General features: G+C 37.5%; 9 protein-coding genes and 1 riboswitch. Of the genes, 4 read left to right on the top strand and 5 right to left on the bottom strand.

The window, feature by feature from the left end:
* Nucleotides 1-621 precede the first annotated feature (621 nt).
* The 3 genes from F6K06_RS21930 to cax form a co-directional block, all read right to left on the bottom strand.
* On the bottom strand, nt 622-834 hold the full coding sequence (locus F6K06_RS21930) for a hypothetical protein (RefSeq protein WP_124142948.1): 213 nt from the start codon (nt 832-834) through the stop codon (nt 622-624).
* A 264-nt stretch (nt 835-1,098) separates the two neighbouring features.
* Complete coding sequence (gene hisF / locus F6K06_RS21925) at nt 1,099-1,869, bottom strand: imidazole glycerol phosphate synthase subunit HisF (RefSeq protein ID WP_287243806.1); 771 nt, start codon at nt 1,867-1,869, stop codon at nt 1,099-1,101.
* A gap of 317 nt (nt 1,870-2,186) precedes the next feature.
* Nucleotides 2,187-3,311, bottom strand: coding sequence for a calcium/proton exchanger (cax, locus tag F6K06_RS21920; RefSeq protein ID WP_287243807.1), 1,125 nt, complete (start codon nt 3,309-3,311; stop codon nt 2,187-2,189).
* Between the two features lie 865 nt (nt 3,312-4,176).
* On the opposite strand from cax, the gene F6K06_RS21915 reads away from it, so the two are divergent.
* Complete coding sequence (locus tag F6K06_RS21915; protein ID WP_287323298.1) at nt 4,177-4,488, top strand: hypothetical protein; 312 nt, start codon at nt 4,177-4,179, stop codon at nt 4,486-4,488.
* A 637-nt stretch (nt 4,489-5,125) separates the two neighbouring features.
* Here F6K06_RS21915 and F6K06_RS21910 read toward each other — a convergent pair.
* Entirely contained in the window at nt 5,126-7,621 is a 2,496-nt protein-coding gene (locus F6K06_RS21910) for an HAD-IC family P-type ATPase (RefSeq protein ID WP_124154953.1), read from the bottom strand.
* Between the two features lie 1,119 nt (nt 7,622-8,740).
* On the opposite strand from F6K06_RS21910, the gene F6K06_RS21905 reads away from it, so the two are divergent.
* The 3 genes from F6K06_RS21905 to F6K06_RS34620 all read left to right on the top strand — a co-directional run bounded on the left by F6K06_RS21905 (nt 8,741) and on the right by F6K06_RS34620 (nt 12,592).
* Nucleotides 8,741-11,419 (top strand): DUF3536 domain-containing protein, encoded by a 2,679-nt coding sequence (locus tag F6K06_RS21905; protein WP_124154952.1) that lies wholly within the window; start codon nt 8,741-8,743, stop codon nt 11,417-11,419.
* Nucleotides 11,420-12,100: 681 nt separating this feature from the next.
* On the top strand, nt 12,101-12,265 hold the full coding sequence (locus F6K06_RS21900) for a hypothetical protein (protein ID WP_161564302.1): 165 nt from the start codon (nt 12,101-12,103) through the stop codon (nt 12,263-12,265).
* Between the two features lie 201 nt (nt 12,266-12,466).
* The gene (locus tag F6K06_RS34620; protein WP_161565008.1) at nt 12,467-12,592 is read left to right on the top strand and encodes a transposase; all 126 of its coding nucleotides are present in this window, start codon (nt 12,467-12,469) and stop codon (nt 12,590-12,592) included.
* A gap of 582 nt (nt 12,593-13,174) precedes the next feature.
* Nucleotides 13,175-13,373, bottom strand: a riboswitch (Glutamine riboswitch).
* 216 nt (nt 13,374-13,589) lie between these two features.
* Here the strand turns inward: F6K06_RS34620 and F6K06_RS21890 are convergent.
* Nucleotides 13,590-15,569, bottom strand: a complete 1,980-nt coding sequence (locus F6K06_RS21890) for a peroxidase family protein (protein ID WP_124142942.1) — start codon at nt 15,567-15,569, stop codon at nt 13,590-13,592.
* Nucleotides 15,570-15,944 lie beyond the last annotated feature (375 nt).

The following is a 15,944-nucleotide window of genomic DNA, read 5'->3' as shown; positions in this document are numbered from 1 at the left end:
CTCGCCATCCCATCCTAACGGACTGCTCCGCAAACGACCGCTTTTTCCCCTTAAAAGGGGAGGCTTCAAGGCGCGAATTATTTAATAATTAATAATTAATAATTAATAATTCGGTAAAAAAGGAATAGGGGAAAAAGGTAAAAAAATACTCCCTACCTCCCTGTATTCCCACCTCCTCATAGCTTCATTGATCGATTACTAATAGATACCAAAAAGGCAATAACCCCTAGCTACAGTCTTAATATATTTAGACCTGATTTTTTGGGGTTGCGCATTATGGAATGATATTGCCAAAAATTAGTTTATACTTTTACTAAAAAAACCTATAGCTACAGTCTTAATATATTTAGACCTGATTTTTTGGGGTTGCGCATTATGGAATGATATTGCCAAAAATTAGTTTATACTTTTACTAAAAAAACCTAATATTAATAATTCTAGCAATTGACTCATCCAAAATCCAATTCAATCAAAAATCTAAAATCATTTGTCACTGTACAACGCCGATTTTTTATAGTGTTGTCAACAGACAAGAAATTAATTAAAAAAATTCAACAACATCCCTATGGAATTATATTTAAGGTATAGGGTATTCAGGGACATTATATCTTCAAGAGAAGCTTAAAAATATGCATAGGAGTGTTGAGACATTTGAGTTAGGTGAGTCATGCAAGTACCCATCAGAAAATAAACTACCATCATTGCAGCAGCAGATGTAGCAACTAAAATACCAGCTAGCATTAGGGAAAATTCTCGATGATTGAATGATTCCTGCATGAGATGCAGAGACCAAGCCACTAAGGCCACATCAAGAATTAGAATAGTGAATAACATAAGTTACATTTTGTAACAGTTCCTCTATTCTAACAACATTTCTTAAAAAAACACCCTAATTTTTTTACTAAAAAAATCGGCGTTGGTGAAGCGCGTGTATGATATTAATCTTAATTATTTAGGAGTCAGGAGTCAGAACTCAGGAGTCAGGAGGAAAGAAAAAAGAAGAAAGAGTAGTAGAAGCAGAAACTTTTTTGTTCATGCTCTTATCCGGAGAGGATATCATACCTCTTTTCACCAACGCCAAAAAATCTAAAAATCATCTTAACCATGTCTCACAGGAACTTGATGGTTAGCCAAATAATCCTTAATTTCCGACACGCTTAGTTGACCATAATGAAGTAAAGAAGCAAGTAAAGCCGCTTCTGCTCTACCCTCAGTTAAAGCCTCAAAAATGTGCTGACAGTTACCCGCACCACCAGAAGCAACCACTGGAATTTGAACATTCTCTGCTATAGCTCTAGTGAGCGCTAAATCATAACCAGCTTGGGTTCCATCAGCATCCATACTTGTAACAAGAAGCTCTCCTGCACCTCTTTTCTCCACTTCCAATGCCCAAGATATTGCATCTTTACCAGTATTTTCTCGTCCACCCCGCACATAAACGTCCCACCCTAATTTGTCTGGGTCTAGACGACGACGAGCATCAATAGCTACTACAATACACTGATTCCCAAAGCGGTCACTTGCCCGATCAATCAAGTCAGGATTACGCACCGCTGCTGAATTTATACTGACTTTATCTGCACCTGCTCTTAATAAATCTTTAATATTTTCTAAGGATTGGATACCACCACCAACTGTCAGAGGAATAAAAACCTGCTCTGCAGTCCTATAGACAACATCTATTATGGTACCTCGGTCTTCGTGAGTAGCAGTAATATCAAGAAATACCAATTCATCAGCACCAGCATCATTATATACTTGGGCCAGCTCTACAGGGTCTCCAGCATCTTGAAGATCAACAAAGTTGACACCTTTAACTACTCGACCTGCATTAACATCAAGACAAGGTAAAATTCTTTTGGCCAGCATAGAAATTAAGTTAGTTATAAACTACATGAGGAGTCAGGAGTCAGGAGTCAGGAGTCAGGAGGGAAGAAAGAAGGAAGAAGAGAAAGTTTTTTGATCAAACAGGACTTACGCATTTTTCTGACAAAAACGCTATATATACCATAGTGCTACAGTTTTTATCTACTTTTATCTACTATATGTAGTGCCTTTGCGTAAGTCCTGTCAAAATAATTAGGTCGCGCAACCTCGCCTTTTAAGGCGAAATGTTTTTGGAATCATGCTCAAATCCCCGTTACAAAAAACAACTTCTGACTTCTGAATTATGACTTATGACTTCGTTAAGTTAATCCTTCAATGACAGGATGGTAATAGAAAGCTAATCCCAAAACTGCGTAAGCTGCTAATAATAAAGCTCCTTCTAACCAATCAGAACGACCATCAGAACTTACAGAATTAGCAATTAATACTGCTACGACTACTGCTACTAATTCAAAAGGATTAAAATTCAAATCCATTGGTTGACCCAGTAATAAACCCGCCAAAATTAACACTGGTGCTACAAATAAAGCAATCTGTAAACTAGAACCTACTGCCACTGAAACAGACAAATCCATTTTATTTTTCATAGCAACAGTAACTGCCGTAGCGTGTTCGGCAGCATTACCAATAATTGGAACTACAATTACACCAGTAAATAGAGTAGTTAATCCTAAAGTTGCGGTAGCTTCTTCAAGAGAATCAACCAATAATTCTGATTCAAATGCTACGGCTAAAGTTGCTACTAATAATACAGAAATCCACAGAAATAAATTAGGTTTATGTTCAGAATGTTCTTCTGATTCAGTATCAGTATTAGAATCTGATTCTTCTGATTCATTACCTGCCACACCAACTTCATATAAATAAGAGTGAGTCTTCATTGAAAATAATAAGGTGAGTATATAAACAGCAATTAATACTACTGCTACTGCACCCGACAAATTTTGCATCGTATTTTCACTAATACCATCAGAAGTAGCATTGACAGCTGTTGGAACTAAAATTGCAATTACAGCTAAATTCATTGCTGAAGCATTTAAACGAGCTACTACAGACTGAAATTTTTGTTCTTTGAAACGTAGCCCACCTAAAAACATTGATAAACCCATTACTAACAATAAGTTACCAATTATAGAACCTGTAATACTCGCCTTAACTACGCTTACTAACCCAGCATTTAGAGCAATAATACCAATAATTAATTCTGTAGCATTTCCGAATGTAGCATTCAATAATCCACCTAAATTAGGACCAAGAACAACAGCAATTTCTTCTGTAGCTGTACCCATCCAACCTGCTAAAGGAATAATTGCTATAGCAGATGTAATAAAGATAGCTGATGAACCCCATTCTAGGAAATTACCTGCAATTGAAATTGGAATAAATACTAATAAAATTGAAAGGATTGTTTTTGTATTTAGCATAAGTGTAAAATTCCAGTTTAGTGAATCATAAATTAGGTAAAAATCAACAATATTTGCTGATAAAGCATTTTACAGATGGGTATAATTCAGGAGTTAGAAGTCAGGAATTAGAAATCAGGATAAATACGAAAAACCCAAGTAAGAGATAGAAAAAATAGGCTATTTTTTTTGGATATCCTAGACTGATTATAGCAAATTAGTAGTTGAAATGAGTTTAAACTTTTAAGTAGCATAGGATTCAACCAAATAAAAATCCATTTTTCTAAGAATTGCTTTTTCGTATTCCCATAATCCTTGCGTAAAATTCTACCTCAATAACCCATTAATTCAAACTTGACATAGTACTAGAATCTCGATCTCTTTCCAGTCTAGTTTATTTATATTTTTTTACGGACTTAAACATACATTTGTTGCCATACACCACGAGTTGCCATTTCTTAGGAGTCAGGAGTCAGGAGTAAGAATGAATAGCTTCAATACCAATTTTGAGCTAAGAAATTCTCTTTTTTGTCAAAGGAATATTTCTTAAACTTGTCTTTTAATCGCACTTATTATTCGTAACATTATTTCTTCACGCTTGGTATTATACCAATAACGATTAAACCAATAAAGTATACTTATAGAAATACCTGAAAAATTAGATAACCATTTTTATCTTCAGTCTTAATATGTGTCAGGAAACTAGCTATGTATATTAGTGAACGAAAACTGATTTATTTAACGAAAAATTAAGATTTTCCAACACATTTTACTTAGACAAATAAGCCTGTTAAAAATAGTGAGATAGGTTCATTCTGTAATTACTTCAATATTCAATTTCCCCTACTGCTCTACTCCCCACCCCCAACTTTATAATAAGTAGGGTTTGCGCTTCACTAGTCTTTTTGTAGGGGTAGGAGACAGGAGACAGGAGACAGGAGACAGGAGACAGGAGACAGGAGACAGGAGACAGGAGACAGGAGACAGGAGACAGGAGACAGGAGACAGGAGACAGGAGACAGGAGACAGGAGACAGGAGACAGGAGTAAGAATTGCCCCAAGATTGTTCTACCATAGCCAGCCCAAAATACTAGCTTTTTGCAGCTCTAGGCACCGAAAAGCTGGCACTTTTTTGAACCCCAAAAAGGCTAATACCTTTATTTATCAATACGCGCGAGAATTAATCAGCAAGCCCTAGGGCGTGTCATCAATTAAATCTGAAAGTGCTATGTAGCAAGAGTTTTGAACTTTTGGCTGGGAAAGACTCCAGACGCTAAAAACCTTGACTCACAAAGCTTATAGTTCTAATTGATGACAGACCCTAAGTATTCAACCGAATTTGATATTACTGTAGCAATCAACAGAAAATACTATTACTATTAACCCACATTCCGCACTTCAATAGCGTATTATTAAAAGTAGTATAGAAATCTGTAACTTGGTAGGTATTTATCATCAGCAAATCATCTCAATACTTTTTTCGTTCATCAAATTCCTAGTAAAAAATTTACGCATAAATACTTGCTCTGATGATGACTCAATCACGGCAGCTATAATTTTCTTCTAAAATTCTGTCTCCAGTATAGCTGTCTCCTGACTCCTGATTCTATACTACATTTTGTGGTGCGGAATGTGGAATTAAACATCTGGTGATATAGTCATTTAACCTTAGATTGAGACAAAGCTTTCTTGCTATGAGGGAGTTTCAGACAAAAAAACGTCTCATTTTTAAGTTAAACTACTATAATCAAAAATAAAATCAATTATCGCCCATAAATCATCAATTATTTCTCCCTACTCCCTCTTTTCAGCAGAGGTCTATTAATAAACAAAAATTAACCAAGGTCCACACCTAAAAATCTGTCTAGAAGTTTAGCTCGCCAGACATAACGTAATAATATACACCACACTAAAGCCACCCAACTAATCACAACATAATCATGGGCACTTAGTAAAGATAATTCAAAAAATTGACGTAGAGGTGGAACAGCTAAAATTACAACATAGATTCCTAGCAAGGCCAACGCAACTAGGGAATAACGCCAGTCTCTACTCAAAGGTTCTCCACCAACCCAAACCCTATTGGGGGGCTTAAGAAAAGGCACTAAGAGTAGACCACACAAAACCATAATAGTTACTAAGGCACTGCGAGGAACAGAAAGAAGCTGATTACTAATAACTACACTATTATCTATCAGATTATTTTCCTCAATAGATTCCAACACTGTCACAACTAAGTAACCCAAATAAACACCCAAAGCAACAAGAGTAAGACTCAAAGTAGCAGGTAAAGTAAAGTGGAGTAGCGATCGCACCAAACTACGACGAGGCAACATTCCCGACTTTGCCCACAGAGGAATACAAAAACTAGGAAAACCCACCGATATAAGAGTAACAACCGCACTATGCTTATTTAATAGTGGAAAAGTCCCACCAACAAATCCTGTAGCAAAAATCAATAAGGTGACACAAAACACCCTAATCATAAAAAGTTTCAGTACATCCTGTATACCATTACGAATGCGTTGTCCTTCCAGAAAAGTATGAGGCAAAGACCCAAAAGAATTTTTCAGCAAAACAATATCCGCCACACTACGAGTGGCCTTACTACCACCCTCCATAGCGATCGCCAAATTTGCCTCTTTCAAAGACAGAACATCATTAACCCCATCTCCAATCATCGCTACATAATGACCCTGCTCCTTAAAACTGCGAATTAGTTTAGCTTTCTGCTCTGGAGTAACACGGCCAAAAATTGTATTAGCTTCAGCAGCTTGGATAAACTGGGCTTCATCTAGTTCGGCCAACTCCGCCCCAGAAATAACTTGAATATCCGAGCCAAGTCCAGCTTGTAAGGCCAAAGTAGCCACCGTCTGAGGATTATCTCCTGAAATTACCTTTACCTCTATTCCAGCTTCAGAAAAACCATGTATCGTTTCACGAGCTTCTGGCCTTAGTTCATCTTTAAAGCTAATAATTCCCAGAGGAGTTAATTCGGTAGGTAGTTGTGGCTTTTCCAAATCATTATTCAAGCTATTAATATTTGGGCTGTGAGTAAATAAAAGGACTCGAAGACCCTGTTGAGCTAATTCTTGAATTTGCTGAGTAACTTCTGTACTTAAAGGTGTAACTGTCGCTAATACTTCTGGGGCACCAAGAATGTATGTTCCAGAATCTGAATTTTTTTGACCTTCAAAACTCATACCGCTCCATTTACGAGCTGAAGTAAAAGGAATTTCCGCAATTAGCTCCAGTCGATGTCCAGAGCAAACTTCTTCTACAGCTTCAATAGTTTGATTTTTAGCAGTGGTACTAGCCGCATAATCACCCAATAAATGTCGTAACTTAACTTCATTAATTCCTATAGGATAGACAGTCTGTAAACGAATTCGGTTAGCTGTTAATGTGCCAGTTTTGTCCAAGCATAAAACATCTACATTACTCAATGATTCCACAGCATTAGCTTGCTGAATCAGAACTTCCTGCCCCACCATTTTGACTGCACCCAGGGCATAAGCAAGAGTAATGGCCAAATAAAGACCACTTGGTACTAGGCCAGCAATTACTGCAGCATATTGTACGCTGTCAGCAAATGTATAAATCCTGATAAACCAGTTAATGGCAACAAGTATCCACAGGAAGCATGACAAGAGTAGAAATACTCTAATTACCAAGTTAATTTCTTGTTGAAGGGGGGTGTAAATTTGACGGAATGCTCTGGCACTAACTGTTAATTGATAGGCCAAACTTTCGGTTCCTACTTTTTGAGCTTCATAACAAGCAGTACCACTAACACAAAAACTAGCAGAATAAACTGGTTGTCCTACTTGTTTCGGAATTAGGTCCGATTCTCCAGTTAGTAGTGATTCGTCCACTTCAATTCGGCCTTCTCCTACTACTTGGCCATCGACCACTATTTGATCTCCAGCTTGGGCAACTAATATATCCCCGACTACGATTTCACTGGGATCAATGTTTTGTTGTTTACTTTCTCGAATAACGGTAGCTAATGGTCTTGTTAATAAAGCAATTTGATCTAATTTTTGTTTAGCCCATATTTCTTGGCAAACACTAACTATAACGCCACCTAAAATAACCACAATTACAAGGAAAGCATCCCCATAACGAGAAAGAAAGATTAAAACGACACTAATAGTTAAGAAAACAGCATTGATAAAAGTAAATAAGTTTTCCTTTAATATCTGGCTATAGGAACGACTTGTATGTAATTTGACCTGATTTCCTAGACCTGCAGTACGACGAGCAATAACTTCATTTTCTGTAAGTCCTTGAGTAATTGAGGTCTGGTTGATATCTTGGCGATCAATCATGGCATTTGTGCTAAATATCTCAGAAAAAATTATGTGTTGACAGTTTCAGCAAAAGTTTTTGATATTCATCGGACTTACGCACCTGCAACGTATTTTCGTCCGAAACAAAGCAATCTCAAATCCTAGTTTTTCGTACCTCATGGGTAACATCACGTCCGCTTGAATACTTACACTTTGGAGGAAAAAAAGCAGAAGGCAGAAGGAAAAGAAAAGTTTAAAGGGAGAAGGTTTTTTATCGTTAATTATCCGGACATGATATAAGTTCTGATTCAATATAATGGCCTTTTGAGGACAATAAATTAACTGAAGTTGGTATCAACTCAAATTATCGCTTTTACCATTTTCTAATGATTTGACATTAACTGGTATAGTAAGAAACAGACAACAAGTAAAAGCTGTGAAACACCCTAAAAAGTTAGCATTTTTGCTTCATCTAGGAAGACTCCAAAACCACACCCCATCATCGCATTGGAGATAGAGGTCGGAACAAAGCACCACCAGGTCGTATCTGAATAGCAAATCTAGCACCCCTCGGTATAGTAGAGAACAGACAACAGGCAAAAGCTGTGAAACACCCTAAAAGGTTAGCATTTTTGCTTCATCTAGGAAGACTCCAAAACTTCACCTCATTATTAGCTTTGGAGACAGAAGTTTGATGACATGATAAATTAATATTACTAATTTATAGAGAATGGTAAGTAAAATTAAGTTTTATAACTACAGTCTTGCTTTTTAACTAAGTTAGACTTTATGATACAAATCACAAACATAACTATTAAATCTTTTTTAACTCTGCAAGTAAGCTCTCAACATTATATTAAACTGACAAAAATCTCACCTACTAAAATTAAGGTAAAGAAAGTGAGAAATTTGTAGCTTTTAATTAAAGAGCTTGGACAACTAATCAAGAGCATCTAAACATAATCTGCCTTTCATTAACTCTGCAAAAATTGCTAAAACGTAGAAAATGTAATTGAAATTATTGAAATTAAAGTAAATCAACTTGGATTTAGAATTGAACAACCGTATTCAATGTTTGAAAAAAATTCTAGACCTAGCAGTTTCGTCAGAGTAAGACGAAGACAATAATTTATTATTGAAAATGGAGAATGCGATCGCATGGTTTCCTCATTTGAAAAGAAATTGAATCAACTTAACGACTCTGTTGTAGAAGTATCATTGTCTGAAACAACCAAAGACCGTACAACTTCTGTAGCACCTTCTAACACTGCTACAGGAATTTATGTAACTATCCACGGTCACTTCTATCAACCACCAAGAGAAAATCCTTACCTAGACGCTATCGAACGTCAACCTAGTGCAGCTCCAAACCATGACTGGAATGAGCGAATTTTACACGAATGCTATCGCCCCAATGCTTTTGCCAGAATCTTAAGCGAACGAGGAGAATTGGTGGGGATCGCCAATAACTTTGAATATCTGAGCTTCAATATCGGTCCAACCTTAATGAGTTGGTTAGAGCGTCACGATATGGAAGTCTATCAAAAAATTATCGAGGCAGACCGCAAAAGTTGCCAACGACTAGATGGACATGGCAATGCGATCGCCCAAGCATACAACCATATCATCTTGCCCCTAGCCAATGAACGAGATAAATACACTCAAATTCGGTGGGGTAAAGAAGACTTCCGCTCCAGGTTTGGTCGCGATCCCGAAGGAATGTGGCTAGCAGAAACAGCGGTTGACTATCCTACCCTAGAAGTGTTAGTCGCAGAAGGGATTCGTTTTATTATCTTAGCACCTTCCCAAGCAGAACGTTGTCGCCCCTTCCCAAACTCAGAAAACGAAAATCCTGAATGGATAGAAGTAGGTGGCAGTCAAATTGACCCCACCCAACCTTATCGTTGTTTCTTACCAAATAACAGCGATAACTCCACAGAAATTCCATACATTGACATCTTCTTCTATGATGGTCCAATATCAAGAGATATGGGCTTCAACGATGTCCTAAATAGTTCCCATAACTTTGCCGGACGATTAGGCCAAGCTGTGCGGGGAGACCACCGACCCTCCCAATTGATTTCTGTTGCCACTGACGGCGAAACATTCGGTCATCACAAAGGTGGTACAGAAAAATGCCTTGCCTATGCCTTCTTAGGAGAATTTCCTCAGCGTGACTGGAAAGTAACCAACTTTGCTCATTATCTCAGCATTAGTTCCCCTACTTGGGAAGTTGTTTTAAAACCAGTAACAGCTTGGAGCTGTTCTCATGGTGTTGACCGTTGGCAAGATGATTGTGGTTGCGGTGGTGGAGGCACCTGGAATCAAAAATGGCGCAGACCATTGCGAGATTCACTCAATTGGCTACGGGATCAATTTGTAGAGATTTACGAAGATTTGGGTCGTCACTTCTTCAACGATGTTTGGGCAGCACGAGATGAATACATTAAAGTAATTCTCGACCGCTCTATTACTAACATTAATAATTTCTTTTCCAAGCATCAAAGTCACGACTTAACAGAAATAGAAAAAGTAGATGCTTTGCGTTTACTAGAAATGCAAAGACATTCACTATTAATGTTTACAAGTTGTGGCTGGTTTTTTGATGAAATATCCCGACCAGAAGGCACTCAAATTTTACGTTATGCAGCTAGGGCAATAGAATTAGCAGAGGATGTATCAGGGATACAGCTAGAACTTGAAAAAGAATTTATCGGGCGACTTGCTTTTGCCCCCAGTAATGTAGAGTTGTTCAAAACAGGTGATGAAGTTTATCGGCAATTAGTTGCTACAGCTAAAATTAGTTTAGAGCAAGTAGCAGCTCACTACGCCATTAATTCTTTGTTTACTACTTATACTCGCGAACAGCGAATTTACTGCTATAACGCCAAGCAACATGATTATCAAATGCGACGCATGGGTAATCTAAGTCTAGCAGTTGGTCAGTTAGAGCTAGTTTCAGAAATTACGCTAGAATGTAAGAATTTTGTTTTTGCTGTACTGCATTTGGGAGGATGGGATTTCCATTGCTGTATTCGCCCCTTTAGCGGACAAATAGTTTATAATAAACTGAAACAAAAGCTATTTGATGCTTTGCAAGAAGCTAGTATAGCAAATGTGATTATGACTATGAGCGAGTTATTTGGCGAACGTTCATTTAGCCTGAAGGATCTATTTGCAGAGGAACGTCAACGAATAATGGGGCTACTTAGTCAGGAAACTCTCAATCGCCTGGATCAATTGTATAGTCAGGTGTACCGAGATAATTATAGCATAATGATGGCTTTCCACCGAGATAATTTACCTGTACCCCAAGAGTTACAGGTAGCTGCCGAAGTGGCATTAGGTCATAAGTTCTTAACAAGTGTACGGGGGTTAGAAGCGGAAAGTAGTGATGGAAAATTGAGCCAGAATCATTTGGCTGATTTAGAAGCTCTTGCTACTGAAGTAGGTCAACAGCAATGTCGGTTCTACAACCTGGAAGTTAAAGAAGCTTTAGAAAGGTTAATAGTTAGTTCACTCCGGCATATTTTGCATGACAATGAACATTATAATGTAGAGCAAGATATCTACAACTTAGAGCGAATTATTGAAGTAGGTGATCGATTAAATCTAGGTTTATCATTAATTAATGCTCAGGAGATATATTTCCAATCTCTGGAGAATCATATTGTACCTCTGTGTTTAGGTTATATTCAAAGGAAAAATCATAGTGAAATACAAACTAATGGTGTAGAGGTAGGAGAAACTTGGGAATTGCCTCAAATTAGCAAGTTATTACAATTAGGTAAGAAGCTGGCCATTGATGTGGATCAATGGCTGAATCAATTGTATTAATATCGTTTCTTTTTCACAGTAGAACTAAACTCTCTCCTTTTTCGGCTAAGGTGTGCATTAGTCGCATCTTTCTTAACATCTCGATTGATTTTGTTATGTTAGGTGCAAAAGCTGATTAGGAGGGAGTTTTGGACAATAAATAACCCGAAATCCTCTCTATAGCTAAAACTGGAGCGTTGCATCATCATGGGATGATTTTGATATCTGTCAAAAAATTTGTTTTAACCTATCAACATTTTCAGATAGGTGCAAATGTGATTCTCATCCCGCAATTATGCAATGCCAACGATCAAAGGAGTCATTCATATCTGGCAGTGAAGAAAGCAAAGCATTAGACGGGCAGTATTCAAACCAGTGACCTAAGACGTCATCCATAATAGGTGTATTTACAGCACTTTCGAGGATAGTGAGGTACAGTAACAGTAATGATTGAATCAGTCAAATAATGTCTCATAGGCGATCGCTAAAGTCAAAATCAGAACTTAGTGATTTGGCCAAAATTAAATTTTGATCAATTATTAAAAATCTCATTTCTGTTCCTATATATGAAAGCTTATTCTCTCGATCTGAGAAAAAAAATTATGGAAACTTATTTGAATCAAAAAAGCTCAATTCGTCAACTGGCTGTTCGTTTTCAAGTAGCGAAAAGTTTTGTGCAAAAACTAATCAACAGATATACGTATGGCAGGTCATATAGATGCAAAATCTGATCGTCCAGGTCCAGGTCATAAATTAAAAGGTTCTCAAGAATTAATCTCAAAATTAGTTCCAGAAAAACCAGATGCTACTTTCAGAGAGTTATGTTCTAAAATTCAAGCTAAAACAGGAATAACTTTCAACAATTAATAATTAATAATTAATAATTACCTCTCCTTGAAAACAAGAGGATTGACTAATCATGAAAAATTTTTTTCTTTTTTCCCCTGAAAAGGGGAGGCGCATACCCACAATTTCTCGGTAAAAATGTTTTTCAAGTTTTTATGGACAATTTACCAGCTCATCAAGTTGAGGAAATCAGAAATATAATTGAAGAAGCTCCGAATAAAAGTGCTATATCTTTCTCCATATTCTCCTGAATTTAACCCAATTGAAAATTGTTGGTCAAAAATTAAAGAATATTTGCGAGGGGTTGCGGCTCGTACTAGAGATGATGCTCGAAATAGCATTAATTAATGGAAGCAATTGAGCAAGTGACTTTAACTGATATGAGAAATTGGTTCACTCATTGCTGTTACTGTACCTCACCATCCTCAAAAGTGCTGTAAATTGTGCCTTTAGTGTAACAAATACAAAACTTCTCAAGCTGTTGCTGGCTGAAATCAAAAAAAGTCCACCTCAAACAAGAAGTGGATTTATTTTTTTTGTATTTGATGAAATTGAAATTAGGATGCTACATAGTATTCTTGGGGTTGCACATTAAAGAATGATAATAGATTTTAAACTGTACATATATTGAGGAAAGAATTATCCAAAAATATCTACTTTCGGATTTTATCATCCCTGATTGTGCAACGCCGTATTCTTCCTTAATATTTCAACAATGGAAATTGAAAACACACTAAGGATATAACCAAAATTAAAACAATTGTCCAAGGAGCAAAAATAATACTCAAAAATAGACAAAGTAATGCTATCCCTGCTGTGACTATTTTGACAATCTCTTCAGTAGTATTGACATAAACATAAACGGCAAAGAAACAAATGATGAGACTCATCAATGAAGTCGAAATCATTACAACTACCTCAAATAATAGTAGTACGTTCCTTCGGGATAGATGATTTTGCTGAACTTACTAAAAGTAACCCATGCAAGATTGAAGCTTTATCTAGAACCTTGTTGAAGATAGGTATTTAAGTAAGTTTTTCTTTTTAGCTAATATTTCTAGCCCCTACTTCCGTCTTCCTCAAGCTCTTGGTTAATCAGCCAATCTACACTGTGGGGAAGATGAACGATGGATTTTGTTATTCAATCTAGTATAGCTTTTTATTAAAGCATTGTCAAGAAAATAAATATTTATAGCAGGGAGTAGGGAGTAGGGAGTAGGGGAGATTGAAGTAATTATATAACCTGACTCTATATGACTCCTAAAAATCCCCTAGCTATTTGTAGTAAACATTGATCACACTTGGTATTATACCAATCAGATCAAATCAAGATTGTATCCAGGATTTAAACAACTATGGGGTTATTGACTGTAAAGGCACTGGCCACAATTTTAACATCAGAGTTATCTTCGATAATATCGGCGAGACTAACGTTATCAAGATTCTTATCGATAATGCCTTCAAGTTCCTTGAGATACGGATCATTTTTAACATAAAAGCGATCGCCATCCCGTAAATTAGTGAATTGCTTGATGATGATGGCACTGATTGTCTCACCAACCACTCCACCATTAATATCCTGTTCGGCTAATCCACCAATCCAGAGATCCACATCATCAATAGAATCATACACCGATGCAAACTTAGCAGCAAGCTCGCTGTTTCCTCCTGTTAATTCATCAAAGTCTGTATAAGAGGATAAACCGATAGCATTACGAACTGTATTAATATCAGCTACACCATTCTCCCGTCCCCGTTGAATATTGAGAGAGGCTAAGTCAAAACCACCAGCCCCAGGAGGACCAAACAAGAAGTTACGAACATCATCAATCAGGAAATTATCAACTGCTTGAGCTTGTTGGGATTCTAACCCTTTCAATAAAGAATCAACTCCATCCTCCATAATTTTGCTAGGTTGAAAGAAAGCATCTCGTAGAGCAACGGCTTCATAGCTTCCATCCTCTTCCACTTGTAAGAGTTGAGGTGAAAGCATGGTATGACCAAAGCGGAAAACACCAGTGGAGAATTCAGTGAAAATACCCGGTTCAAGGGTTTCATCATAACCCGTATACTCACCAAGAGCATCCTTTCCTAAGAGCAAGGGTAAAAATTCATTATAGGTAATGGTCTGAATTTTTGCCCCAACTAAACGACGAGCTGATTCATAGATAAAGTCACCACGGCTTAACCCAGACTCTTCAAACAGTTCATTCAGTTTGTCTGCTTTACTTCCGTTTCCATTGTCTAAAACATCAGTAATTTCATCTGCCAAGCGGTTATGTTCTCTAACAAACAGGGTGTGAACAGAAATTAAGCCTAATTGTTCATTAACACGGATATCTCCGGCAAGAAAGTTACCATCACTATCAGTAGGCAGTAAAATCTCCCCATCAGGACCGATGCTGGTGGCTAGTTTTCCAGTGCCATCATCAGCTCTCAAAGAAAGGGCTGTTGCTTCATCGGAACCATAAACCATAGAACCATCAAGAAACGCCGTAATTTCGTTAATCTGTTCACGGGGGTTTGTGGTGCCAGTGGCAGGATCGAAAATAGAACGGGTTAAGGGGATGGTTTGAGTTCCTGTTCCAAAAGGATCAAAATCTGGATCGCCTGTAGGAACTTGAATAGGAAATGAGTCCCCTGAAGAATCGGCTTCCGTTAAATCGATGTCATGATCGATAAATTGTCCCCACTGCCAAAACCAGTCAGAAAGTTTAAAGTCGTTGACAATAGATTCTTCTCCTTGATCGGCGATCGCATTACTGACTGCCCGCGCACTAGGAAGTTCAAGGGGCGTAGTTAGTCCACCACCTCTTGGTTCAGATAATCCATCTTCGTAAGCTTCAGGACCTAAGCGTAATAATTGAGTGTATCGAGTGCCTTTTTCTGTTGCACTACCAAATTCAGGGTTTTGAAGATTATTATTTAAACCATTAATAGTGCGAAAGGTATTTTCGCCAATAACATCATCCCAGAGCAAATCATAGGTATTCCCTGAAAAAGTACCATCCCCTGAAGTGACTTGGATATAATAAGTCCCTGCTTTGTCAACAGTAAAATCAATTATTTCATTATCATCTAGAGAATCTGAAGAGGCAATTTCATTTCCTGTTGAATCAAGGAGAAATAAATCAAGATTCCCTTCATTATGGTTAAAGGTTAACTCGACAAAGATATCTAAAGAGCCTTCTGTGGCTTCAATTTTATAAAGGTCATCATCTAAAGCCACTCCCAGCCCATTAATGTCGCTCAGAAGAGTCTGTTCATTCTCCGAAAAATCAAAAGCTTGTTGGATACGATTATTTTTTTCGTAATTATCGTCCATTTTTGCACCCTATAATAATGTTGATTGACATCGCCAAAATTATATATCACATTCTATAGAATTTGCGTAGCATTCCATAGAATGTGATATACAATACTAAGCGTGAAAAAAGAATGTTACAAATAGTCAGAGAAATAAAAAGACAAATGCAGGATATGTCCTTTGACAAAGCGGTCCTTAGCGCAGTTTCCCGTAGGGTGGGATGGCGATCTTCGGAGCGGCTCTGTCACTCTTAGGGTCTCCTCGCCATATCCAATCGACCAAGAGAGCGGTGCGACCCCGCGACGACGCCAGCTCGCTTGCGGAACGCGCACCAAGAGAAAAGAATGATTTCCGACCTGAAAAATGGTATTGAAGCTATTCATTCTGACTCGG

The organism is Okeania sp. SIO1H4, from assembly GCF_010672695.1.
Classification (GTDB): Bacteria; Cyanobacteriota; Cyanobacteriia; order Cyanobacteriales; family Microcoleaceae; genus Okeania; species Okeania hirsuta.
The sequence above is the reverse complement of the archived record's forward strand: the minus strand, read 5'-3'. Positions and strand labels throughout refer to the sequence as shown.

Excerpts from the sequence above, each read along its gene's own strand:
- F6K06_RS21900 (WP_161564302.1), top strand. The coding sequence starts at position 12,101 with ATGGCAGGTCATATAGATGCAAAATCTGATCGTCCAGGTCCAGGTCAT.
- hisF (WP_287243806.1), bottom strand. The coding sequence starts at position 1,869 with ATGCTGGCCAAAAGAATTTTACCTTGTCTTGATGTTAATGCAGGTCGA.
- cax (WP_287243807.1), bottom strand. The coding sequence starts at position 3,311 with ATGCTAAATACAAAAACAATCCTTTCAATTTTATTAGTATTTATTCCA.
- F6K06_RS21905 (WP_124154952.1), top strand. The coding sequence starts at position 8,741 with ATGGTTTCCTCATTTGAAAAGAAATTGAATCAACTTAACGACTCTGTT.
- F6K06_RS21930 (WP_124142948.1), bottom strand. The coding sequence starts at position 834 with ATGTTATTCACTATTCTAATTCTTGATGTGGCCTTAGTGGCTTGGTCT.
- F6K06_RS21910 (WP_124154953.1), bottom strand. The coding sequence starts at position 7,621 with ATGATTGATCGCCAAGATATCAACCAGACCTCAATTACTCAAGGACTT.
- F6K06_RS21890 (WP_124142942.1), bottom strand. The coding sequence starts at position 15,569 with ATGGACGATAATTACGAAAAAAATAATCGTATCCAACAAGCTTTTGAT.